The organism is Flavobacterium jejuense (assembly GCF_006491595.2).
GTDB classification, from domain to species: Bacteria; Bacteroidota; Bacteroidia; order Flavobacteriales; family Flavobacteriaceae; genus Flavobacterium; species Flavobacterium jejuense.
The window spans coordinates 62,262-85,223 of record NZ_VEVQ02000016.1 but is presented as its reverse complement, the minus strand read 5'-3'; the positions used below and the strand labels follow the sequence as shown (position 1 = coordinate 85,223).

At 30.3% G+C, this 22,962-nt stretch carries 20 protein-coding genes; 1 reads left to right on the top strand and 19 read right to left on the bottom strand.

The genetic code is table 11. The features are described from left to right. Window positions 1–10: 10 nt before the first annotated feature. The 14 genes from FIA58_RS18455 to FIA58_RS18390 form a co-directional block, all read right to left on the bottom strand. Window positions 11–1,093, bottom strand: a complete 1,083-nt coding sequence (locus FIA58_RS18455; RefSeq protein WP_140964179.1) for an agmatinase family protein — start codon at window positions 1,091–1,093, stop codon at window positions 11–13. A gap of 269 nt (window positions 1,094–1,362) precedes the next feature. Continuing rightward, window positions 1,363–2,652, bottom strand: a complete 1,290-nt coding sequence (gene kynU, locus FIA58_RS18450; RefSeq protein WP_140964178.1) for a kynureninase — start codon at window positions 2,650–2,652, stop codon at window positions 1,363–1,365. 282 nt (window positions 2,653–2,934) lie between these two features. Next, window positions 2,935–3,984 (bottom strand): tRNA preQ1(34) S-adenosylmethionine ribosyltransferase-isomerase QueA, encoded by a 1,050-nt coding sequence (queA, locus tag FIA58_RS18445; protein ID WP_140964177.1) that lies wholly within the window; start codon window positions 3,982–3,984, stop codon window positions 2,935–2,937. A gap of 125 nt (window positions 3,985–4,109) precedes the next feature. After that, window positions 4,110–5,345, bottom strand: coding sequence for a 3-phosphoshikimate 1-carboxyvinyltransferase (locus tag FIA58_RS18440; RefSeq protein WP_140964176.1), 1,236 nt, complete (start codon window positions 5,343–5,345; stop codon window positions 4,110–4,112). Window positions 5,346–5,417: 72 nt separating this feature from the next. Then, entirely contained in the window at window positions 5,418–5,744 is a 327-nt protein-coding gene (locus FIA58_RS18435; RefSeq protein ID WP_140964175.1) for a nucleotide pyrophosphohydrolase, read from the bottom strand. Next, window positions 5,745–7,691: a DUF3857 domain-containing protein gene (locus FIA58_RS18430; RefSeq protein WP_140964174.1), complete on the bottom strand. Its 1,947-nt coding sequence runs from the start codon at window positions 7,689–7,691 to the stop codon at window positions 5,745–5,747. Further along, window positions 7,691–9,595 (bottom strand): DUF3857 domain-containing protein, encoded by a 1,905-nt coding sequence (locus FIA58_RS18425; protein ID WP_140964173.1) that lies wholly within the window; start codon window positions 9,593–9,595, stop codon window positions 7,691–7,693. The genes FIA58_RS18430 and FIA58_RS18425 overlap by 1 nt, the downstream gene beginning before the upstream one ends. Window positions 9,596–9,600: 5 nt before the next feature. Continuing rightward, the gene (gene dtd, locus FIA58_RS18420) at window positions 9,601–10,053 is read right to left on the bottom strand and encodes a D-aminoacyl-tRNA deacylase (RefSeq protein WP_140964172.1); all 453 of its coding nucleotides are present in this window, start codon (window positions 10,051–10,053) and stop codon (window positions 9,601–9,603) included. A 3-nt stretch (window positions 10,054–10,056) separates the two neighbouring features. Then, a complete protein-coding gene (gene rsgA, locus FIA58_RS18415) occupies window positions 10,057–11,037 on the bottom strand; it encodes a ribosome small subunit-dependent GTPase A (RefSeq protein ID WP_140964171.1) in 981 nt (326 codons plus the stop codon). Window positions 11,038–11,188: 151 nt separating this feature from the next. Continuing rightward, window positions 11,189–11,710 (bottom strand): hypothetical protein, encoded by a 522-nt coding sequence (locus FIA58_RS18410; protein WP_140964170.1) that lies wholly within the window; start codon window positions 11,708–11,710, stop codon window positions 11,189–11,191. A 69-nt stretch (window positions 11,711–11,779) separates the two neighbouring features. Next, complete coding sequence (locus tag FIA58_RS18405) at window positions 11,780–12,862, bottom strand: bifunctional 3-deoxy-7-phosphoheptulonate synthase/chorismate mutase type II (RefSeq protein ID WP_140964169.1); 1,083 nt, start codon at window positions 12,860–12,862, stop codon at window positions 11,780–11,782. Window positions 12,863–12,881: 19 nt separating this feature from the next. Next, complete coding sequence (locus FIA58_RS18400) at window positions 12,882–13,742, bottom strand: prephenate dehydrogenase (RefSeq protein ID WP_140964168.1); 861 nt, start codon at window positions 13,740–13,742, stop codon at window positions 12,882–12,884. Further along, a complete protein-coding gene (locus FIA58_RS18395) occupies window positions 13,742–14,884 on the bottom strand; it encodes a pyridoxal phosphate-dependent aminotransferase (protein WP_140964167.1) in 1,143 nt (380 codons plus the stop codon). Before FIA58_RS18395 ends, FIA58_RS18400 begins: the two co-directional genes overlap by 1 nt. Beyond that, a complete protein-coding gene (locus tag FIA58_RS18390) occupies window positions 14,881–15,708 on the bottom strand; it encodes a prephenate dehydratase (RefSeq protein WP_140964166.1) in 828 nt (275 codons plus the stop codon). Before FIA58_RS18390 ends, FIA58_RS18395 begins: the two co-directional genes overlap by 4 nt. Window positions 15,709–15,975: 267 nt before the next feature. Between FIA58_RS18390 and gldA the strand changes: the two genes are divergently transcribed. Then, window positions 15,976–16,878 carry a gliding motility-associated ABC transporter ATP-binding subunit GldA gene (gene gldA, locus FIA58_RS18385; protein WP_140964165.1) on the top strand — a complete coding sequence of 301 codons (903 nt, stop codon included), beginning with the start codon at window positions 15,976–15,978 and terminating at the stop codon, window positions 16,876–16,878. An 8-nt stretch (window positions 16,879–16,886) separates the two neighbouring features. On the opposite strand, the gene FIA58_RS18380 is transcribed toward gldA, so the two are convergent. From FIA58_RS18380 to FIA58_RS18360, 5 genes are all read right to left on the bottom strand, one after another. Then, on the bottom strand, window positions 16,887–17,336 hold the full coding sequence (locus FIA58_RS18380; protein ID WP_140964164.1) for a hypothetical protein: 450 nt from the start codon (window positions 17,334–17,336) through the stop codon (window positions 16,887–16,889). A gap of 210 nt (window positions 17,337–17,546) precedes the next feature. Further along, window positions 17,547–17,936 carry a hypothetical protein gene (locus FIA58_RS18375; RefSeq protein ID WP_140964163.1) on the bottom strand — a complete coding sequence of 130 codons (390 nt, stop codon included), beginning with the start codon at window positions 17,934–17,936 and terminating at the stop codon, window positions 17,547–17,549. 286 nt (window positions 17,937–18,222) lie between these two features. Next, on the bottom strand, window positions 18,223–19,179 hold the full coding sequence (gene metF / locus FIA58_RS18370) for a methylenetetrahydrofolate reductase [NAD(P)H] (protein ID WP_140964162.1): 957 nt from the start codon (window positions 19,177–19,179) through the stop codon (window positions 18,223–18,225). Between the two features lie 77 nt (window positions 19,180–19,256). Next, complete coding sequence (gene metH, locus FIA58_RS18365) at window positions 19,257–21,929, bottom strand: methionine synthase (RefSeq protein ID WP_140964161.1); 2,673 nt, start codon at window positions 21,927–21,929, stop codon at window positions 19,257–19,259. A 1-nt stretch (window position 21,930) separates the two neighbouring features. After that, window positions 21,931–22,917 (bottom strand): homocysteine S-methyltransferase family protein, encoded by a 987-nt coding sequence (locus FIA58_RS18360; protein WP_140964160.1) that lies wholly within the window; start codon window positions 22,915–22,917, stop codon window positions 21,931–21,933. Between the last annotated feature and the right edge of the window lie 45 nt (window positions 22,918–22,962).

The window sequence follows — 22,962 nt, the reverse complement described above, 5'->3', positions numbered from 1 at the left end:
TACAAATAGGTTACTTCCTAAATACAATCTTATCTCCTACTTTCATTTTTTGAGATTTAGCAAAGGCACCACACATTTGGAATAACATTCTTGCTCCAACATTTCCATCCCAATCGTTCTCTCCTGGTGCCACTTCTACTAAATCGAAACCAATTATTTCTTTGCCTGATTCTACTAATCTATTTAACAAATAAACGGCTTGCTCATAAGAAAATCCTCCTGGAACAGGTGTTCCTGTGTTCGGACAATATAATGCATTCATCCCATCTATATCAAAAGAGACACAAACTTTTCTTGGTAACGAATTAATAATAGTATCACATAAATGTTGCCAAGTATTACCTTCAAACAATTGTTTTTTTAAATCCAAATCAGTATGTACTAACACTCTTCCATTTTCTTTATGAACCACATCCACTTCTTGTTCGCAAAAGTCACGAATTCCAACTTGAACAATTTTAGAAATTTGTGGCAATTGTAAAGCGTTGTACATGATAGAAGCGTGTGAATAGGTAAAACCTTCATATGCAATACGTAAATCCATATGCGCATCTAAATGTAATATACCAAAACTCTCATATTGTGATGCTAAAGCTTCATAATATCCTAGTGGTGTAGAGTGATCTCCTCCTAAAAGCACTACTTTCTTCCCTTTTGCCATCCAATATTGTACGCGTTCTTTTACTTCCGTATGTAAATCACGGCACACTTTATTTATTTTATCTAAATCTGTTTGTAAAACAGGAAAAGTAGCGATGTCTTCTCCGTTTTCTAATGCTTCAATGATAGGTTGTGCTAGTCCTTTGTATTTTTCAGAGTTGGTAGCCCAATGTTCTGGAGCTTCATCTAAATAAATCCCTAATTTCCATAGTTCTGGAAAATCTTGGTGTAATAAATCTACTTGAAAAGAAGCATCTAAGATGGCTGCTGGTCCTTCTGAAGCTCCTGCACCATAACTCACTGTTACTTCCCAAGGCACAGGAATTACAATAATTTCACTTTGTTCTGCAGAAAATGGTAATCCAAAAATGGTTGCATCTGCTAATCCTGGTTGGCTAGGATCAAAACTTTCTATAATTTGTTGTTTGGTCATTTATTGTTTTTTCGATTATTTGATTATTGGAAACTTATTTGAACTCGAAAGAATGTTATTCTTTTAATGTTGATTTAAATTTTGAAGTCATTTGGATAATTTTATTCAATTCATTTAATAGTACAATTGAAGTTTCGTTATTAATAAAATCTAAATCAGTAGCAATTAAAATTTGCGTTTCGATTTAATTTCCAAATCTCTAAATCTTTGTATCTGTACATATTTCAATTATATAAATGTTTAAAACTTCTAATTATCTAGTAATCAAACTATCTAATTATCCCTCTTTTTAATATTTGCCCGAATTCATACATGTCTTCAAAACTGGTATAAAGAGGCACAGGTGCTAATCGAATCACATTAGGTTCTCTCCAATCGGTTATCACACCACTTTTCATTAAATAATCAAATAAAGCTTTTCCTTGTCCGTGTAAATACACTGATAATTGACAAGCCCGCTCTTCTTGGTTTGCAGGTGTTATAATTTCAAATTCAGTTCCCTCTATTTCAGCATCAATTTCGTGAAGAATGTATTCCAAATAACTCGTAATAACATTTCTTTTTTTAATTAATTTTTGCATGCCAATTGCTGCAAACATATGTACAGAAGCCAAATAAGGAGCTAAGGACAAAATAGGCAAGTTACTAATTTGCCAACCGTCTGCACTTCTTGCTGGATCAAATTGAGGTTCCATTAAGAAACGACGTTCCTTATTGTGTCCCCACCAACCTGCAAAACGAGACAAAGTAGTATCATTGTGGTGTTTTTCATGAACAAAATAGCCAGAAGCATTTCCTGGACCCGAATTCATGTATTTATAACTACACCAAGCTGCAAAATCAACACCCCATTCGTTCAACTTTAGTTCCACATTTCCAGCGGCATGAGCTAAGTCCCAACCTACATATGCACCAACTCTATGTCCTGCTGCAGTAATGGTTTTCATGTCAAAAACTTGTCCGGTATAATAATTTACTCCTCCTATTAGTACCAATGCTAATGCATCACCTACTTCTTCTATTTTTGCAAGTACATCTTCTAAACGAATATTGTGTTCGCCTTCTCTTCGTTTGATTTCAACTATTGCCTCTTTGGGATCAAACCCAATGTTTTTAGCATGAAAATCTACTTGAGTTTGAAACATATATTGATCTGATGGAAAGGCTTTTTCTTCACAGATGATTTTAAATTTCTTAACCGAAGGTTGGTAAAAAGAAACCAGTAACAAATGAAGATTTACCGTTAAAGTATTCATCACCCCAACTTCTATTGGTTTTGCCCCAACAATTTCACTTAAAGGTTGACAAAAACGCTCATGATAATCCCACCAAGGTTTGTCTGCAAAAAAATGACCTTCTACGGCTAAGTTTGCCCAGTCTTGCATGACTTCATCTACGTATTTTTTTGCTGTTTTAGGTTGTAAGCCTAGTGAATTTCCAGTAAAATAAATTACCTTTTTCCCATTTACTTGAGGAAAAATAAATTCGTCTCTATAATGGGCTAATTCGTCTTGACGGTCTAATTCTTGAGCAAATTCTCTCGTATTTTGAAAATTCATTGTTTATTATTTTATCAAATGTAAAAGTATTGAAAAGTTTAAAGGTTTAAAAGTTTAAGTGTTTAAATGTTTTGAAATAAATATGCGATTCAATTCATTACACAGTTCATATAACTTAATACATAATTTACTGAATTTAATACGTTGTTCACCTTACTTAATTAGTATTAAACCAAACTTGATTACTAATAAATAAATTAAACATTAATTTGAAAAGAAAAAATCTCATCAGTTGTACTGATGAGATTTTTGAGTATTTATAATAATAATAACTTGTTTAGATTAGATGATTAACATCGCATCGCCATAAGAATAGAACTTATATTTTTGTTCGATTGCTTCTGCGTAGGCTTTTTTCATTAAATCATGTCCACAAAAAGCAGAAACCATCATTAATAAAGTAGACTTTGGTGTATGGAAATTAGTAATCATTGCATCTGCAATACTAAAATCATAAGGAGGATAGATAAATTTATTTGTCCAACCTACAAATGGATTTAACGTTCTTTGCGAAGAAACGGAACTTTCCATAGCTCGCATAGAAGTAGTTCCTACACAACATACTTTTTTCTTTTTAACCTTTGCACTATTCACAATATCACAAGCTTCTTGACTAATCATCATTTCTTCTGAATCCATTTTGTGTTTTGATAAATCCTCTACCTCAACTGGATTAAAAGTACCTAAACCAACATGTAAAGTTACTTCTGCAAAGTCTACTCCTTTAATCTCCAAACGTTTTAATAAATGCTTAGAAAAATGCAATCCAGCAGTAGGTGCTGCAACTGCTCCTTCTTCTTTTGCATAAATCGTTTGGTAACGCTCTGCATCTTCTGGAGTTACTTCTCTGTTGATATATTTAGGAATTGGAGTTTCTCCTAATTCTACTAATTTCTCTCTGAACTCTTCATAAGAACCGTCATATAAAAAACGTAATGTTCTACCACGAGAAGTCGTATTATCGATAACTTCAGCGACTAATGAATCATCATCTCCAAAATACAGTTTATTTCCAATACGAATTTTACGAGCTGGATCTACTAAAACATCCCACAAACGTTGCTCTGCATTTAATTCTCTCAATAAGAAAACTTCAATACGTGCTCCAGTTTTTTCTTTATTACCATATAAACGCGCTGGAAATACTTTTGTATTATTTAACACCATTACATCACCGTCATCAAAATAATCGATAACATCTTTAAACATTTTATGCTCGATTGTTCCTGTTTTTCTATTCACAACCATTAAACGAGATTCGTCTCTGTTTTCTGCTGGAAATTCGGCTAATAATTCTTCTGGTAGATTAAAACTAAAATGAGATAATTTCATATATGAGTATTAAATATTAAGGTTTTAGAAGTAAGACATAGCTTCTTCTAAAAACGCCTGCAAATATACGATTGTGAGATAGGCGTTGTCAAGTAAAATGAGGTTTATTTTAAAAAAAAGTTTTCTTACTTCATTTCTTCAACTTGAAAACCAATAGTCTGCAAATCTTTCCAAAATGTAGGAAACGATTTTGAGACTACTTCAGCTTCATTAATAATTATCGGAATCCTCAAAGCTAATGGAGCAAATGCCATGGCCATTCTATGATCTTGATAAGTGACTATACTTGATTTGATTATTGGATTATTCGATTGTTCGATTGTTAAAGAATCATTTGTTACAGAAATAATGGCGCTCAGTTTTGACAATTCGGTTTTTAAAGCCTCTAGACGATCCGTTTCTTTAATTTTCAAGGTATGCAAACCTGTTAAATTACAACTCATTCCTAATCCAAAACAAGTGACCGCAATAGTTTGAGCAATGTCAGGACAGTTTTTCAAATTGTGGGTTACAGTTTGTAAAGTAGGCATAGTTATTTTAGAAATAGTAATTGAGTTATCGCTATTAAATTCAGTTTTCACTCCAAAGTCTTTGTAAATGTTTTGTAAAACTGAATCGCCTTGTAAACTATTTTGCTTGTAACTAGACACTGTTATTTGTGTTCCAACACTTGACAAAGCTACAATTGAATAAAAATAAGATACTGATGACCAATCGGATTCGATTGTTATCCTTTTAGCTGGTAAACTTTCTTTTATTGGTTTAACCAAAATTTTATTATTCTCAAATGTTGTTTCCGCTCCAATTTCATTTAGCAACGCCAAAGTCATTTCTATGTAAGGGATAGAGGTTATCTCTCCTTCTAAAGTTAACTCTAAACCATTTTCTAATTTTGGTGCAATTAACAATAAGGCAGAAATATATTGACTACTTACATCCGCTTTTAAAGTAACTTTATTTGCTGTAATTTTTTTACCTTTAATTCTAATAGGAGGAAATCCTTCTTCTTTTTCATATAAAATCTCGGCACCCAATTGTTGCAAAGCTTCTACTAATATTTTAATGGGTCTTTCTTGCATTCTTGAAGAACCAGTTAAAATTACTTCTCTTCCTTCTTGCGTTGAAAAATAAGCTGTTAAAAAACGCATTGCAGTACCCGCATGATGGATGTCAATTGTATTCTCTTTCGAAAGTAATGCCATTTGCATCGCATCTGAATCATCTGATTTAGAAATATTTTCTAATTGAATATTTGGATATAAAGCTTGCAATAACAACAATCTGTTTGTCTCAGACTTTGAACCAGTGACATTAACTAAAGATTGTTTATTAACAGTTGATTTATTTAAAAGTAAATTCATGATATAATAAGTAGCTTCGTAATTTCAAGTAAATAAGATTATTTCAACTTACTTAAAATTACAACCTTAATACTATTTTAATTTTTCGTTATTATGGTGACGATCATGATCACGCTTTGTTTTTAAATCCATCTTTTTATCAAAAACGGTTTGCAGATCAACACCCGTTTGGTTTGCAAGACAAAGTACCACAAAGACCACATCGGCTAATTCTTCTCCTAAGTCTTTATTCTTATCAGACTCTTTCTCAGATTGCTCTCCATAACGACGTGCAATAATACGAGCTACTTCACCTACTTCCTCAGTAAGCTGAGCCATATTGGTTAACTCATTAAAATAACGAACACCATGTTCTTTTATCCAATTATCAACTTCTTTTTGAGCATTTTGTAAGTTCATCTATTCTTTCTTTTTAAGGATTATCCTATCCGTTTGTTTCTCGACGATTAATTTAAAGAAATCTTTTAAAGCGGGATAAGCTTCAGAAGGAATATAAAAACTATTTACATCCAAATTAACAATCAATTGAATATTATTGTTTGCAGCTGAAACAAGATATTTAAAAGCTGAGTGGTTATTTTCCATAGCTGCATTAATAGCCTCTGGCAAATATTCTACTTCATATCCTTCTGGAATCTTAATAGAAATATTATAAGCATCTTTAAAAGGAAATGAGAAATCAACTGGATATTTTCTCTGATCTAATTTAAAAGGGTTTTCATCTAATGTAAAAAACAACAATGGCTTTACATACATCTTATTCCCAATAACCTCTATATCAGAATCATGTGTAAATGAATATGTTTCAACAATAGGTTTACTTAAGTCTTTTACATTATCAACTTTGTATTCTTCTACACTTAGTCCTTTATATCTATTTTCAAGTTTTTCAAGGTAACTATCCTCAGTAACTCCTATATTATTTTCTCTATGCACAAAAGAATTATAATCTGTTAGAACTCTTCTAAGTTTACCTTCAACTTTTCCATCTTCTTTTATTTCTCCTAAAATAATTACATTATCTTTAGAAGGTGGAACATTTAGAAGATCTATTTCATTAGAACTACCTCTTTCTCTGATAATTCTTCCTGTCCAGTTTACCGCTCTTATAGGCATTAAGTTTACTTGGGCATTTTTACTAGTTGCATCTAGTAGTAATACATCATTCTGAACTTCAATACCTGCAACAACATAATTATAAGCTGTTCTATTTGGAAACATTGCTATTCCATTTCTTCTTGTGCTTATCAAAACAGGATTTGCTTGTATTCCTGCATATCTTAACATTGCAGTTAGCATTAAATTAATTTCTGCTACATTACCTGTTTTTTCTTTATACGCTTTTTTTACTCCTACATCGGTTACAACTCCATAAGAATCATTCCATGTCATTTTACTTTTTACAAAATTAAAAATTGTATCTATTTTTTCTTGTTCTGAAACTAGTCCTTCTAAAATAATCTTCAAATCATCCTCAAAATAAGATTTACTGTCTAACTGATCCCCAAAACCATCATGTTCATAAATACTTTTAACAACATCATCCCATGTTACTGCAAAATTTTTAGTAGGTTGATTAGGATAATTAATAGAGGCTAATTCATACTTTAAAATGGCAGTATAATTATCAATATTAGTAACATAACCCTCTTCTTTTAAAGAAGGTACATTTTTAATTTTATAACCATATTTTTGTTGCCCAAAATCACCAGTATTTATAGTTGCATTTTCAACTTCTACATTTTCATAACCAGAGATAACAGTTCTATATCTAAAATACTCAGGTATATAAACATTATATTCAACATAGTTAATAGGAATATTATCTTGAAAGTACCAATCATTTAAACTTGAAATATACGGAGAGTTTAATACATATGAATATTCAACTATAGATCCAACTCTAACTTGAGGTAATGTGATTTTTTTTACTTTAACATCTTTGTTTATCTCATCTTTAAACTCACCGTCTGACTTTAATTTTGTTTTTTCAATTTTTCCATCTACCAAGTTGTAAGTAACAGCATTTTTAAAATTTAAAGTTTCATTTCTAAAACCTCCAACATAATAAGACTTAGATTTATTTGCATAATCTAAACCCTCTTTTTTATAAATTTTTATTTTATATCTCACTTCCGTTGAAACTGTCCAATTACCATCATTCATTAAATTAAACTTAGTCTCCCCTGTTTTAAAAAGAATTGCTGCTGAAGCCGATGAATCGATTGGATGACGAGTTTCTTTAAGTTCTTCAATAGTTACCTCTCCTAACTCATATTTTTGTGCAAATAAACTTTGTCCAGCCAAAATCATTAAAACAATTACACATACTCCTTTTAAATTCATTATATTTTCTTTATTGTTAATACTATTTTTAAATTGTCATTTTTAGCAATCTGTTCTCTAAACTTTCTATACTCTTCATATTCTTCTTTAGAAAAGTCACCACTTTTGATCGTTAACATTCTACTGTATAATAACTTTCCATTATCTAATTTTTGAATAGTCATTTTATAACTCCCAAATTTAGTTTCTAATTCAATTTTTTCTGGTAAAAATTCAATTTCACAATTTCTTGGCAAACTAACTGTTATTTCGTCTATATCCTGATACCCTCTTTTAATTTCAAAATTATTTTTTCGATTTCTATATTTATCTGGAATATGTTCATTTTTATTAAAAACATTGATTGGAAAATAAATTGAGTTCCCAGCTTTATTACTATAATCAGTTGCTGTAAAGGAAAAATCTTCTAACAGTTCTATTTTATCCCTATCCTCTTTAATTACTAAATTTTCAATTTTTAAATTACTTATCCAACTAAATTTGTTTTTATACGATTTAAGCAACTCTTTCTCGTCATTTATTCTTGATAGAAAAGCTCTATTATCATACTGAATTCCTCCTGACTTGATTTGTGCTTTTGCGCTTAAATTACCCTCTTCATCAACTGAATAATCCCCTATTGTTTTTTGATAGCTATCTGTTATTTTAAATCCATTTGTTTTAACAATAAAACCACCTTCTGGTTTTATCATTAATGCATATCTATCGTCTGTAAAATCACCTCCAAAAGCGAAAGGATTAGTTTGACTTGTACATTCTAAGAAATAATTTTTATCGTTATAAGGCAATGTTAATATTGCATGATTACCTTGGTAAGAGACAAAATCTTTATCTAGATCTTTTTTATTAGAATCTCCATAAATAACCGTATAATATGACTTAACACCTACATTATCTAGCAAGACTCTAGTATAATTAGACAATGCTTTACAATCTCCATAACCTAATCGATCAACATCTTTAGCTAACATAGGTTTCCACCCTCCAATTCCTAATTGAATACTTACATATCTTGTTTTATCTTGTACATATTTATATATAATCTTTGCTTTTTCTATTGGATTTTCAGCATTCTTTGTTAATTCACTAATTTTTTTAATAGTTTCTTGACTTAAATCTGTGTCATTATTAATTAATTCATCATAATATACTTTTCCAAACTCTTCCCAAGATTTACCAGTTCCATCAACTCCTTCTAGAGAAAATTTTTCAAGTCCAAACATAACATTTGGCACAATTTTTTTAAATGAAGGTGAATAATCCTCAGGTTTTTCAGCTGGTAAATTTTCAACAACAAAACTTAGTGTATTTTTTTCTTCGCTTTTTTTAACATCAAATCCTTCAAAATTCAATTCTTTATATTTAAAACCTAAATCTGATGGATAACTTATAGTGAATTCTGATTTCTCTATACTTTCATAATAATCATCTACAGCATACCAAGAAGGCAAAAAGGCTGTATTTATGCTTTCTTTTTCACTTTCAAAAACAACTGTAAATGGGTATTGTGTAGGGGTATAATCTAAATACAAAACTCTATTGTCTGAAAGAATTGAAAAACCATCGGCAACGCTTTGATCTTTAAAATCTTTTTTTCGTATTTTTTTTATTTCTTTACCAAAGGAATCATAAATAATTGCTTCAATTGAATTAATTTTTTCTGATTTACTGTAATATTCTCTTGCATCAATATTTTTTAATCCGTTTTCATTTAATACAGTAATTGTTTTTTTAGTAGTTATACTATACAATTTTTGAGATTGGACAACAACTTCTATTTTTTGAAACCGAACTACACTATTTGCTTTTTCTTTTAATTCACCAGAAATCAAAAGAGAACTTAAATCTTTTTGTGAAAACACATTAAAAGTTATCAGCAATAAAAACAATATTTTTATTCTCATATTTTCTACTCTTTGTTCTTTGTATCTATAATTATTGTTACTGGTCCATCATTAACCAAAGACACTTTCATATCCGCTCCAAATTGACCTGTTTGTATTTGTTTACCTAACCCTATTTCCATATGCTTTACAAAATTCTCATACAAAGGGATAGCTATATCTGGCTTTGCTGCCTTAATATAACTAGGCCTATTCCCTTTTTTTGTGGCTGCATGTAAAGTAAACTGACTCACCACTATGATTTCTCCATTACTTTCTTTAACGGAAAAATTCATAATATCATTCTCATCTGGGAAAATTCTAAGATTAACTATTTTTGAAGTCAACCAGTTAACATCTTCAAGAGTATCTTCATCCTCTATTCCTACTAAAACCAGTAAACCTTGCTTAATTTGAGCCACAACCTTATTTTCTATTACAACTGAAGCTTCAGAAACTCTTTGAATTACAACTCTCATTTTTTATGATTTTCTTGTTTCATCACTTGCTTTTCTATCTTCCGCATAATCATCTGCTCTATAATGTTCTTCATCACCTTCTAATATTTGTAAATAACTTTTATATCTACTCCATGAAACCTCATCTTTTTCAAGAGCATTTTTAACAGCGCAATGCGGTTCTTCTTTATGTAAACAATTATTAAATTTACATTGCTCTTTCAAGGCAAAAAACTCTGGAAAATAATCACCTATTTCTTGTTTTTCCATGTCAACTACTCCAAAGCCTCTTATTCCTGGTGTATCAATAATTTGAGCATCAAAAGACAAATCAAACATTTCAGCAAATGTCGTAGTGTGTTGTCCTTGAGAATGTGATTCTGATATTTGCTTTGTTTTCAAATTAAGTGAAGGTTCAATTGCATTAACTAATGTTGATTTCCCAACACCAGAATGACCAGAAAACATAGAAACTTTCTTTAACATTATTTTCTTTAGTTCTTCAATTCCTTTATTTTCTTTGGCCGAAACTCGCAAACATTTATAACCGATATTTTCATATGTATATTGCAAAAACAATTGTTCATCAAGTATGATTTCATTAAAAGTATCAATCTTATTAAAAACTAAGATTGCTTCAATTCCATAAGCTTCAGCTGTAACTAAAAAACGATCAATAAAGCTAGTTGTAGTTGGAGGATTATTTATTGTTACTAATAAAAAAACCACATCTATATTTGAAGCAATAATATGGGTTTGTTTGGAAAGGTTAACTGATTTTCTAACAATGTAATTTTTTCTGTCGTGAATAGCAGTAATTACTCCAGTAGTTTCATCTGTAGTATTTTCAATATCATAATCGACAATATCACCCACTGCAATAGGGTTGGTACTTTTTATTCCTTTTATACGAAATTTACCTTTTATACGACAATCTAAAAAACCACCTTCATTTGTTTTGATGGTGTACCAACTACCAGTAGATTTATATACAATTCCTGTCATTTTAATATTAGAAGTTGGAACTTAAAAGCTAGAAATTTATCTCCGACTTCTATTTCCAATATTGATAAATACAAATATAGTATTTCTTGTTAAACCGTTTTAATAAAAAAAGCTACTTAAAAGTAGCTTTTTAGTATTTTGATAATGTTTTTTAGTATTTATAAGCTACACCTTTTTTGATAGCTTGAGACCCTCCTAAACTATTTGAACTTGCACCAACAGTAGTTTTATCTGCTGTTAACAAAATAAATGCACAACCTTGTTTTGCAGCATCCATTTTTAATTTTTTCTCAGCTTTCTTATCTCCTGTATTTCCAGTTTGAAAGTTAATCAATCCTGTTTTCCCTCTCACTTCACCAGCTTTCTTTAATCCAGCGATGTAACCTTTATCTTCAAGAATAACTACTTTTTCCCAATCTTTTTCACTATTAATAACAATTTTTTCTGTTACTTCTTCTTCACGACCACTTGAACCGTAAACAATTTTTTCAATAGCATACTTTCCAATTGTGTTTTCTGCTTCTTCACCTTCATAAACAAAAACAATAGTATACTCCTCAACTTTTTTCACTTTCCCATCCACAACTTCTCCGCTGTGCTTATAAATCTTGTCAGATTGAGCGTTTGACATAAAACCAACTAACAACACAAGTAATAAAATAATTTTCTTCATTTTTTAAAATTTTAATTTATTTTTTTTTGCAATAATACAACTATTATGCCAAAAACAAATATTAAGAAATTAATTATTGACTACTTTTTCCTGGTGACTAATACTTTCTTGGTGAATGGCTTTAAACATGTGCATTACAAAATCATTGCTTAACCCTTTCTCTTCTCCTTCCAAAATCATTTTACCTAAAATTTCATTCCATCGTTTATTTTGAAGAATCGCAACATTCTTTTCTTTTTTAAGCTCTCCAATCTTATCTGCTACTTTCATTCTATTTCCTAAAATTTCTAGCAACTTTCCGTCAAATTCATCAATTTGTGCTCTTAGTTTTGCCATTTTTTGATTGAATTCACTTTCGTTATCAGATACTTTTCTAACTCTTAAGTCAGTAAAAATTTGTTTTAACGTTGTAGGTGTAACTTGTTGTGCAGCATCACTCCATGCATTATCAGGATCAATATGCGTTTCTATTATTAAACCATCATAATTTAAATCTAAAGCTTGTTGAGAAACCTCTTGAATCATATCTCTTCTACCTGTAATATGAGAAGGATCACAGATTAATGGTAAATCTGGGAATTTATTTTGTAAATCAATTGCAATTTGCCACTCAGGATTATTTCTATATTTCGTTTTATCATAAGTAGAAAACCCTCTATGAATTACTCCTAATTTTTTAATATTAGCATTATACAAACGTTCTAAACCACCAATCCACAAAGCTAAATCTGGATTTACTGGATTTTTTAATAATACAATTTTATCAGTCCCTTCCAAAGCATCAGCCACTTCTTGAACTGCAAAAGGGTTTACAGTTGTTCTGGCTCCAATCCATAAAATATCGATATCATGTTCTAACGCTAATTTAACATGCGCTGCTGTCGCCACTTCTGTTGCCATTAACAATCCTGTTTCAGCTTTTGCCTTTTGTAACCATTTTAATCCAATAGCACCTACTCCTTCAAAACCTCCTGGTCTTGTTCTTGGTTTCCAAATTCCAGCTCTAAAAATAGACACATCTGAATTTTTTAATTCATGAGCAATTTGTAATACTTGATCCTCTGTTTCCGCACTACATGGTCCTGCTATTACCAAAGGATGATCTAATTTAAAATCGTCTAACCATGTTCTTAATTCTTTTTTATTTTCCATCTTATTAATTTATTGTACGTTATTTTTTATTTAATATTTCTTTTATTCTATTTGTTTCATCTAGTGTTTTAAAAACCTCTTCATATTTATCTTGTTCTAATAATTCTTTAAAATTATTTAGGTTATTGATATATTCCGATAATGATTTCACTACTTGTTCTTTATTCTGTTTAAAAATAGGTGTCCACATCGCTGGTGAACTTTTAGCTAATCTAACCGTACTTTCAAATCCACTACCTGCCATATCAAAAATATCTCTTTCACTCTTTTCTTCTTCAATAACTGTCTTGCCTAACATAAAGGAACTAATATGTGACAAATGAGACATATAAGCTATGTGTTTATCATGAGATAATGGGTCCATATACCGAATACGCATCCCTATTTCTCTAAATAATTGCAAAGCTTTTTCTTGAAAACCAAATGCTGTTTTTTCGACTTCGCAGATAATATTCGTTCTCTCTAAAAACAACTCTTTTAATGCTGCTTCTGGACCAGAAAATTCAGTTCCAGCAATTGGATGAGCCGCAATAAAATTCCTTCTATTAACATGATTCTTAACCGCTTCACAAATCTGACTTTTGGTTGAACCCACATCAAAAACAATAGTATTCAAATCGATAGTATCTAACACTTTAACTAAAATATCTACCGTCTTATCTACTGGAACTGCAACGATTACCCAATTAGCATCTTTCAAATCTTCTAAACTTCCTTTTTTATCGATAAGATTGAATTCCAATGCTTTTTCTAGATGCTCTTCTTTATTATCTATACCATAAACAACAGCATTTGGTCGCTTTGTTTTTATATCTAATGCTAATGAACCACCTATTAAGCCTAATCCTATGACTACAAATTTTTCAATATTTTTTTCCATCAGAATCGGGTTAAAGCTTCGTTTATTTTTTCCTCTTTAACACATAATGAAAATCGCACATATCCTTCACCTTGTGAACCAAAAATAGTACCTGGTGTAATGAAAATACTTTTTTCATATAATAAATCGTTGATAAACTCTTCTGATGAAACTCCTTTTGGTAATTTTGCCCAAACGAACATTCCAACTTGGTTTTTACTTACTTGTACTTGTAATTTATCACATAATAAAAACATCAATTCTCTACGTTTTCTATAAATAGCATTTAAACTTTCAAACCAATCTTTCCCAAGTTTTAAAGCTTCAATAGCTCCTTTTTGTATACCAAAAAACATTCCGCTATCCATATTGCTTTTTACTTTTAAAATAGATGCTATGTTTTCACTACTTCCTATTACCATTCCTACTCGCCAACCAGCCATATTATAAGTTTTACTCAACGAGTTCAATTCTATTGCGATGTCTTTCGCTCCTTCAACTTGTAATATTGACAACGGATTATCATTTAAAATAGAGCTATATGGATTATCATTTACAATTAAAATATGATGTCTTTTACCAAAAGCAATTAATTTTTCAAACAATTCTAAATCAGCTTGCGCACCAGTAGGCATGTGAGGATAACAAACCCACATTAATTTCACATTAGTCAAATCTTGTTTCTCCAATGTTTCAAAATCAGGATACCAATTATTTTTTTCATCCAAATCATACAAAACTGTTTTCGCTCCTACTAAATTAGAGACTGATTGATACGTTGGATAACCTGGATTAGGAATTAAAACCGAATCACCTTCGTTTAGAAAAGCCATCGCAATATGCATTATACCTTCTTTAGAGCCCATTAATGGTAAAATCTCTGTAGCAAAATCAATCTCCACATTAAAATTAGATTTATAATAATTACAAAAACCATTTCTTAAGTCAGACAAACCTTGATAGCTTTGATACATGTTAGCAGTTGGCTCCAAAAAAGATTGTTGAATAGCTTCAATAACAGACATGTGCGGTGCCAAATCTGGACTACCGATTCCCATATTAATAACGGGTTTTCCATCAGAAATTAATTGATTCACTTCTTTTAATTTCTTAGAAAAATAGTATTCTTCTACTGTATTTAATCTATTTGCTTTTGTTATCATTGTTTCCCTTGTTTGTATTCACCTAAAACTTTAAAGTGAGTGGTCATTATTTCTATTATTTTTTTTGCCTTTTCATAATGCTTGTATTTTTCGAAAACCACATCTACAAAAAATGCATATTGAAAAGGTGTTTCTATTACTGGTAATGATTGTATTTTGGTTAAGTTCAATTTGCAATTATTCATCACATTAAGAATAGTAGCCAAACTTCCAGGTGTATCATCTAGTTCAAATTTTAAAGAAGCCTTGTTTATCTCTTCTTTTGGCAACTCTTTATTCTGGGATTTTACAATCACAAATCTGGTTTTGTTACTTTTTATAGTATGAATTCCTGATGCTAAAATTTCTAAATCATATAATTCTGCAGCAATGGGTGCAGCAACTGCAGCAATTCCTAATAACATTTGATTTTGAATCCGTTGAGCTGTTTCTGCAGTATCTACACTTTCTACTAATTTTATATGTGGATATTGACTAAAAAAAACTTCACATTGTAATAAAGCTATTGGATGTGAATGCACTTCCTTAATATCTTCAATTTTTTGGCCTTTTAAAGCCATTAAATTCATATGAATATCCAAATAATGTTCGCCAATAATGTGTAAATCATTTTTATCAATTAAAGCATAATTAGGTAAAATTGAACCTGCAATAGAATTTTCAATTGCCATAACTGCTTTATCTGAATGATTCAATTTCAAATTTTTAACCACTTTATTAAAAGAATCACATTCTTGTAAAGAAATATCATCTCCAAAATATTGATTAGCCACTTGATGATGAAATGAACCTTTAATTCCTTGTATTGCTATTTTTAAATTCATAATGCTTTTAAACAAAAAAATCCCGATTTTCATCGGGATTGTATTTTTATATTTTATAATTTATTTTAAATTAACGAATAGCAAAACAATCCCTTATCTCTTTCCAGAAATAATAAAATGAATTGTTAAAATAAAATGTAGTTGTTGCTAACATTAATTTGCTATGTTTTGAAGTTGCTAATATATAAAAAAAAACTTTCCAAAAAACTTTTTGAAAAAAAATAAATTAAATTTAAAAACTCTACTTTTGCTAAAACTTACATAATTATGTCTATTGAAGTTCTAAATATCTCCAAGTATTATGGAGAACAAAAAGCACTTGATCAAATTTCATTTTCTGTAAAAAAAGGTGAAATCGTTGGCTTTTTGGGCCCTAATGGTGCAGGAAAGTCAACTTTAATGAAAATTTTAACTACTTATATTTCTGCTGATGAAGGAGATGCAAAAGTTAATAATTTCGACATTACTACAGCGTCTAAATCAATTCAAAAATCGGTTGGCTATTTACCAGAGCACAATCCGTTATATTTAGATTTATATATAAGAGAATATCTATCCTTTAATGCTGATGTATATAAAGTTGCCAAAAGTAGAATTGAAGAAGTTATTAAGCTAACTGGTTTAACTCCTGAAAGTAATAAAAAGATAGGACAGCTTTCTAAAGGCTACAGACAACGTGTAGGATTAGCCTGTGCGTTATTACACGACCCAGAAGTCTTAATCTTAGACGAACCCACAACTGGACTTGACCCTAACCAATTAGTAGAAATAAGAGAGTTAATTAAAAACATAGGTAAAAATAAAACCGTTTTTCTATCTACTCATATCATGCAAGAAGTAGAAGCTATTTGTGAAAGAGTTATCATAATTGATAAAGGAAAAATAGTGGAAGACAAAAATTTAAAAACTTTAGTAAAAGAGCAAACAAATCAAATTATTACAATTGAATTTGACAAAACTGTTACAAAACAAGATTTAAATCACCTTAGCAACTTAACCCTGATTGATTACATAAACGATTCAGTCATAGAGCTAACTTTTGATTCTAAAATTGACATGAGACCTCTTCTTTTTGATTTTGCACAAGAAAAAGGTTTAAAAATTCTTCAATTAAATTTAAAAAATAAAAATTTAGAGCAAATTTTTAGAGAAAAAACTTCGAAAAAATAACATTCTGATTAAATCAACTTTATGGAATAAAATTCTTTTGAGTCTAATTTAAAATCTTTATTAAATTTAGTCACATACCTATTTCTATAAGATTCATATTTATCTTCTATTATTTTTAAAAGAGAATTTAAAAAAAAATTATCAAGTTTAGTAGTCTCTAAAAAATCTTCTTTTACAGCTCCATATCTATAAATCGAAAACTTCATAACCTTTATTGCCATATTTTTTTTACCCGATTTATAGAAGCAATCGGCAATATCAAAATAAACATACTTTACTTCCTTATCATTCTCTTTAACCGCTTTTATGGCCTTAATATAGTACTTGATAGCCTTGGAATATTTCTGCTCTTTTTTACAGCTTTCAGCTTTAGACATGTTAATCGAAAAAAAATCGTTAGAATAACTAAAATTAGCCACTAAAAAAAGTAATCCTATAAAGAGTAACTTTGTTTTCATTATAAGCAGATTGAGTTAATAGTTCTGTTAATTTGAAAACAAAATTGTATTAAAAATCGCAAATTGATACTTTTTTTCGACCTATCGAAGCAAAAACTCGTTGAAAAGTAAAATTCTGGCTTTCAATAATTTAAAAAGCAAAAAAAAAAAAAAAAAAATGATTGTAACCACTAATTCAAAGTTACAACCATTTTTAAAATTCTTACGATTTTAATTTAAAGACGCAATATACTTATCGTGAAGAGTATCTAAATCATCATAAACAACTGCTAACGCATATTTTGATAATTCTTTATCTAAATTTTTATTATAAATAAAATCTTCCTCTGAAAAACCATGATTAGTAATTGCTTCTTTAATGTAATTAACAGCAGCAATTCTATCATTTAGTTTAAAATAACAATTAGCTACCTCAACATATACATTTTTAAGATTTTTATTTTCAGTTTTACTCAAATATTCATTATAAACCTTAATGGCTTCAGAATAATTCTCATTTGAACTTAGTTCTTTAGCTTTATTTAAAAGAGGATCATTTGAATTTGCAAAGTTCAATTGAAATGCTAATGAGAAAAATAAAATTAGTAAAACTTTTTTCATAATGTCTTGTTGTTTATTATATTACGAAAGTATAACATAGATTCATATCTACCAAATATCCATTATGAAAATTTAACAAGAAACAAACAAAAAAAAGTAATTTGATTTATTTTTTTAACATTAAATATGAGTTATTATTATAAAAATAATACATTTATTAACAATAAATCAGTAACAATAAGCCAAATAATGAATAAATGTGAAAAATTCGTAAAAATGAAAAAAAAGTGTATTTCATCTAATAAAAATTACTTTTAATCGATGAAACACACTTTTTTTAAAGTTTTTAAAAAATTTCAGAAGCTATAGCTTTTATATTTTCTGCCTTTCCCATCGAATAATAATGTAAACATGGAATTCCAGTTGCTAATAGTTCTTTGCTTTGTTGTAAACACCATTCAATTCCAACTTGTTTTACGGCATCATTATCTTTTGCTTTTACAACGTTCATAATTAAATTGTCTGGTAAATCTACCTTAAATCTGTGTGGAATTAAATTTAATTGTTTCTTAGTTGCAATAGGTTTTAATCCTGGAATAATTGGAACTGTAATTCCTGCTTTTCTACATTTATCTACAAAATCGAAAAACCTCTTGTTGTCAAAAAACATCTGTGTTATTATGTAATCCGCACCATTTTTTATTTTTTGTTTTAGAAAATGCAAGTCACTATCTATACTTGGTGCTTCCATATGCTTTTCTGGATAACCTGCAACACCAATGCAAAAATTAGTGCAAGAAGAATTTTGCAAGTCTTCATCTAAATAAATTCCATTATTTAAATTCGAAATTTGTTTTACTAAATCTGAAGCATATTCATTACCTTCTTTTTCTGGTTTAAAATAAGTCTCATTTTTCAAAGCATCTCCACGAAGCGCCACAACATTATCAATTCCAAGAAAATCTAAATCTATCAGTAAATTTTCTGTATCTTCTTGCGTAAATCCGCCACACAAGATATGAGGGATAGCATCTACTTGATATTTATTTTGAATTCCTGCACAAATTCCAACTGTTCCTGGACGTTTTTTTACAATTTTCTTTTGCAATAAACCATTAGGCAATTCCTTAAATTCATATTCTTCTCGATGATAAGTTACATCTATAAAAGGTGGATTGAACTCCATCAAAGGATCAATGCTATCAAAAATTGATTGAATATTTTGTCCTTTTAATGGTGGTAATATTTCGAATGAAAACAAAGGTTTTCCTTTTGCGTTTTCTATATGTTGGGTTACTTTCATTTTTTTTGATTGTATTTTATACGTTGTAAGTTGTAGGTTAAAACATAGAACATACAACTTACAACTTACAACTTTTTTTAATCTGCTATATTTGGTGCCAACCATTTTGTAGCAACTTCTGTTGCAATTCCTCTACGTTTGGCATAATCTATTACTTGATCTTCTTTTATTTTTCCTAATCCAAAATATTTACTTTGTGGATTGGCAAAATAATATCCTGAAACGGATGAAGCAGGCCACATTGCCATACTTTCCGTTAAGGTTACTCCGATTTCTTCTTCAACTTTTAACAATTTCCAGATAGTTGGTTTTTCTAAATGATCTGGACAAGCTGGATAACCTGGAGCAGGGCGAATTCCCTTATATTCTTCTTTAATTAACTCTTTGTTTGACAAACTTTCCTCTGAAGCATAACCCCAAATTTCTTTACGCACTTTTAAATGTAAATATTCTGCAAAAGCCTCAGCTAATCTATCCGCTAATGCTTTTATCATAATGGAATTGTAATCGTCTAATTGTTCTTCATATTCTTTTGCTTTTTCTTCCACACCAAAACCTGTTGTTACACAAAAACAACCTATATAATCTTGAATTCCTGAATCTTTTGGAGCTATAAAATCCGCTAAGGCAATATTAGGTGCTCCTGCTGTTTTTTGAGATTGTTGACGAAGAGTCAAAAACTTCTCTACTATGTCTGAAGTGACTACTTCAATATCATCATCATTGATTTGATTTGCAGGAAAAATTCCAATAATACCTTTAGCTATAAACCATTTTTCTGAAACAATTTGGTTTAACATCTTTTGTGCATCACTAAATAGATTAGTTGCTTGTTCACCAACTACCGCATCAGTTAAAATAGCTGGATATTTACCAAACAACTGCCAAGATTGAAAAAAAGGTGTCCAATCGATAAACGGAATTAATTCAGACAGTTCAACATGAATAGTTTTTGTCCCAATGAAATTTGGCTTTGAAGGTTGAAAGTTACTCCAATCTAATTGCAACTTATTTTTACGTGCTTGTTCAATACTGTGATAATTTTTATCGCGACTTCTATTCAAATAGCCTTCACGAAGCGAATCATATTCTTCCCGAATTGCTTTTACATAATTTTCTTTGGTTTCTTTCTGTAATAAATTACTCGCAACCGTTACTGCTCTTGAAGCATCATTCACATGAACAACAGTTTCTTTGTATTCAGGTGCAATTTTTACCGCTGTGTGTGCACGAGAAGTTGTTGCACCACCAATCATAATTGGGATCTTGATATTTAATTTATCCATTTCTTTGGCTAAATAAACCATTTCATCCAATGATGGTGTGATTAATCCGCTTAAACCAATAATATCCACATTTTCACGAACAGCAGCTTCAATAATTTTTTCAGGTGGAACCATAACTCCTAAATCAATGATTTCAAAATTATTGCATCCTAGCACTACAGCTACAATATTTTTTCCAATGTCATGTACATCTCCTTTTACAGTTGCCATTAAAACTTTTCCTGCACTGGATGAATTTCCTGTTTTTTCTGATTCGATATAAGGTAGTAAATAAGCAACCGCTTTTTTCATTACACGAGCTGACTTTACTACTTGAGGCAAGAACATTTTCCCACTTCCGAATAAATCACCAACCACATTCATTCCAGCCATTAGATTTACTTCAATAACTTCTATAGCTTTTGTTGCACTTATTCTAGCTTCTTCAACATCAATTTCTATAAATTCATCAATGCCTTTTACTAATGAATGTGTTAATCTTTCTTGAACGGAATCATTTCTCCATTCTGCTATAGCTTTTTCGTTTACTTTGAAGTCTCCTTTAAAACTTTCAGCTAAATCTAAAAGTCTTTCGGTAGCATCTTCTCTTCTATTTAATAAAACATCTTCAACATGCTCTAATAAATTCTTATCAATTTCATCGTAAATCTCTAACATTTCAGGGTTTACAATTCCCATAGTCATTCCATTTTTAATGGCATGATACAAAAAAGCTGAGTGCATAGCTTCACGCACTTTATCATTTCCTCTAAACGAAAAAGAAACATTACTTACACCACCTGAAATTCCAGCATAAGGTAAATTTTCACGAATCCATTTGGTTACTCTAAAGAAGTCTAGTGCGTTTAATTTATGTTCGTCCATTCCAGTAGCTACTGGAAAAATATTAGGGTCGAAAATAATATCTTCAGCTGGGAAACCAACTTTATTAACTAAAAAATCATAACTTCTTTTACAAATTTCGATTCTTCTTTCATAAGTATCGGCTTGACCATTTTCGTCAAAAGCCATAACAATTACAGCAGCGCCATATTTTTTTATTAATTTGGCATGATGCATAAAAGTTTCTTCACCTTCTTTTAAAGAAATAGAATTTACAACTCCTTTTCCTTGAATAACTTTCAATCCTGCTTCAATGATTTCCCATTTTGAACTATCAATCATTACAGGAACACGAGCAATATCTGGTTCTGCAGCAATTAGATTAAGAAATTTAGTCATTGCGTAAACTCCATCTAGCATCCCTTCATCCATATTTACATCGATGATTTGTGCCCCACCTTCCACTTGCTCTCTAGCTATGGAAAGTGCTTCATTATAATTTTCTTCTTTAATTAATCTAAGAAATTTTCTTGAACCGGTTACGTTTGTTCGCTCACCAACATTAACGAAAATAGATTCTTCGTTTATGAAAAGTGGTTCCAAACCCGAAAGTTGTAAGTTTATTTTATTTTTTTGGGACATTTTAGACTAATTCTAATGTTCTAGGCTTAAATTGTGATGCAACTTCTGCAATTAGTTTTATATGTTCAGGAGTTGTTCCGCAACAGCCTCCAATAATATTTACCAAATTATCTTCTAAATACTCTTTAATTAAAACTTGCATTTCCTCAGGTGTTTGATCGTATTGACCAAAAGCATTTGGCAAACCCGCATTAGGATGAGCCGAAATATTTAATTGGGTGTTATGTGCTAATCGTTTTAAGTAAGGCTTCAATTGATCCGCTCCTAAAGCACAATTAAATCCAATGCTTAATAATGGAATATGTGAAATAGAAATCAAAAAAGCTTCTACAGTTTGACCTGATAAAGTTCGTCCTGAAGCATCTGTAATTGTTCCTGAAACCATAACTGGAATATCAATATTTCTTTCTTCTTTTACTTCTTCTATAGCAAAAAGTGCCGCTTTTGCATTTAGTGTATCGAAAATAGTTTCTACTAAAAGCACATCAGAGCCACCATCGATTAAAGCTTCCACTTGTTGTTTATAAGCAATGCGTAAATCATCAAAAGTTACAGCACGAAAACCTGGATCATTTACATCTGGTGACATAGAAGCTGTTCTGTTTGTTGGTCCGATTGAACCAGCGACAAAACGAGGTCTGTCCGTAAATTCATCCGCTACTTCTCGAGCAATTTTAGCAGATTCATAATTTAATTCATAAACCAAATCCTCTAAATGGTAATCAGCCATTCCGATAGTTGTTCCAGAAAAAGTATTGGTTTCAACAATATCTGCTCCAGCTTCAAAATACAAGCGGTGTACTTTTTTTACTGCTTCTGGCTGTGTTATAGAAAGCAAATCATTGTTCCCTTTTAATGGATGTGGAAAACCTTTGAAACGTGCACCACGAAAATCTTCTTCCGAAAAATTATTGCGTTGCAACATGGTTCCCATAGCTCCATCGAGAACCAATATCCTTTTTTGAATTTCTTCTTGAATTTTTGACATACGTTTATAAACCTAATTAGGCATATTTTTTTATTTGTGTTATCA

Excerpts from the sequence above, each read along its gene's own strand:
- FIA58_RS18400 (WP_140964168.1), bottom strand. The coding sequence starts at position 13,742 with ATGGAAAAAAATATTGAAAAATTTGTAGTCATAGGATTAGGCTTAATA.
- gldA (WP_140964165.1), top strand. The coding sequence starts at position 15,976 with ATGTCTATTGAAGTTCTAAATATCTCCAAGTATTATGGAGAACAAAAA.
- FIA58_RS18425 (WP_140964173.1), bottom strand. The coding sequence starts at position 9,595 with ATGAGAATAAAAATATTGTTTTTATTGCTGATAACTTTTAATGTGTTT.
- kynU (WP_140964178.1), bottom strand. The coding sequence starts at position 2,652 with ATGAATTTTCAAAATACGAGAGAATTTGCTCAAGAATTAGACCGTCAA.
- metH (WP_140964161.1), bottom strand. The coding sequence starts at position 21,929 with ATGTCCCAAAAAAATAAAATAAACTTACAACTTTCGGGTTTGGAACCA.
- FIA58_RS18430 (WP_140964174.1), bottom strand. The coding sequence starts at position 7,691 with ATGAATTTAAAAGGAGTATGTGTAATTGTTTTAATGATTTTGGCTGGA.
- rsgA (WP_140964171.1), bottom strand. The coding sequence starts at position 11,037 with ATGACAGGAATTGTATATAAATCTACTGGTAGTTGGTACACCATCAAA.
- FIA58_RS18390 (WP_140964166.1), bottom strand. The coding sequence starts at position 15,708 with ATGAATTTAAAAATAGCAATACAAGGAATTAAAGGTTCATTTCATCAT.
- FIA58_RS18435 (WP_140964175.1), bottom strand. The coding sequence starts at position 5,744 with ATGAACTTACAAAATGCTCAAAAAGAAGTTGATAATTGGATAAAAGAA.
- queA (WP_140964177.1), bottom strand. The coding sequence starts at position 3,984 with ATGAAATTATCTCATTTTAGTTTTAATCTACCAGAAGAATTATTAGCC.
- dtd (WP_140964172.1), bottom strand. The coding sequence starts at position 10,053 with ATGAGAGTTGTAATTCAAAGAGTTTCTGAAGCTTCAGTTGTAATAGAA.
- FIA58_RS18410 (WP_140964170.1), bottom strand. The coding sequence starts at position 11,710 with ATGAAGAAAATTATTTTATTACTTGTGTTGTTAGTTGGTTTTATGTCA.
- metF (WP_140964162.1), bottom strand. The coding sequence starts at position 19,179 with ATGAAAGTAACCCAACATATAGAAAACGCAAAAGGAAAACCTTTGTTT.
- FIA58_RS18455 (WP_140964179.1), bottom strand. The coding sequence starts at position 1,093 with ATGACCAAACAACAAATTATAGAAAGTTTTGATCCTAGCCAACCAGGA.
- FIA58_RS18360 (WP_140964160.1), bottom strand. The coding sequence starts at position 22,917 with ATGTCAAAAATTCAAGAAGAAATTCAAAAAAGGATATTGGTTCTCGAT.
- FIA58_RS18395 (WP_140964167.1), bottom strand. The coding sequence starts at position 14,884 with ATGATAACAAAAGCAAATAGATTAAATACAGTAGAAGAATACTATTTT.
- FIA58_RS18380 (WP_140964164.1), bottom strand. The coding sequence starts at position 17,336 with ATGAAAACAAAGTTACTCTTTATAGGATTACTTTTTTTAGTGGCTAAT.
- FIA58_RS18405 (WP_140964169.1), bottom strand. The coding sequence starts at position 12,862 with ATGGAAAATAAAAAAGAATTAAGAACATGGTTAGACGATTTTAAATTA.
- FIA58_RS18440 (WP_140964176.1), bottom strand. The coding sequence starts at position 5,345 with ATGAATTTACTTTTAAATAAATCAACTGTTAATAAACAATCTTTAGTT.
- FIA58_RS18375 (WP_140964163.1), bottom strand. The coding sequence starts at position 17,936 with ATGAAAAAAGTTTTACTAATTTTATTTTTCTCATTAGCATTTCAATTG.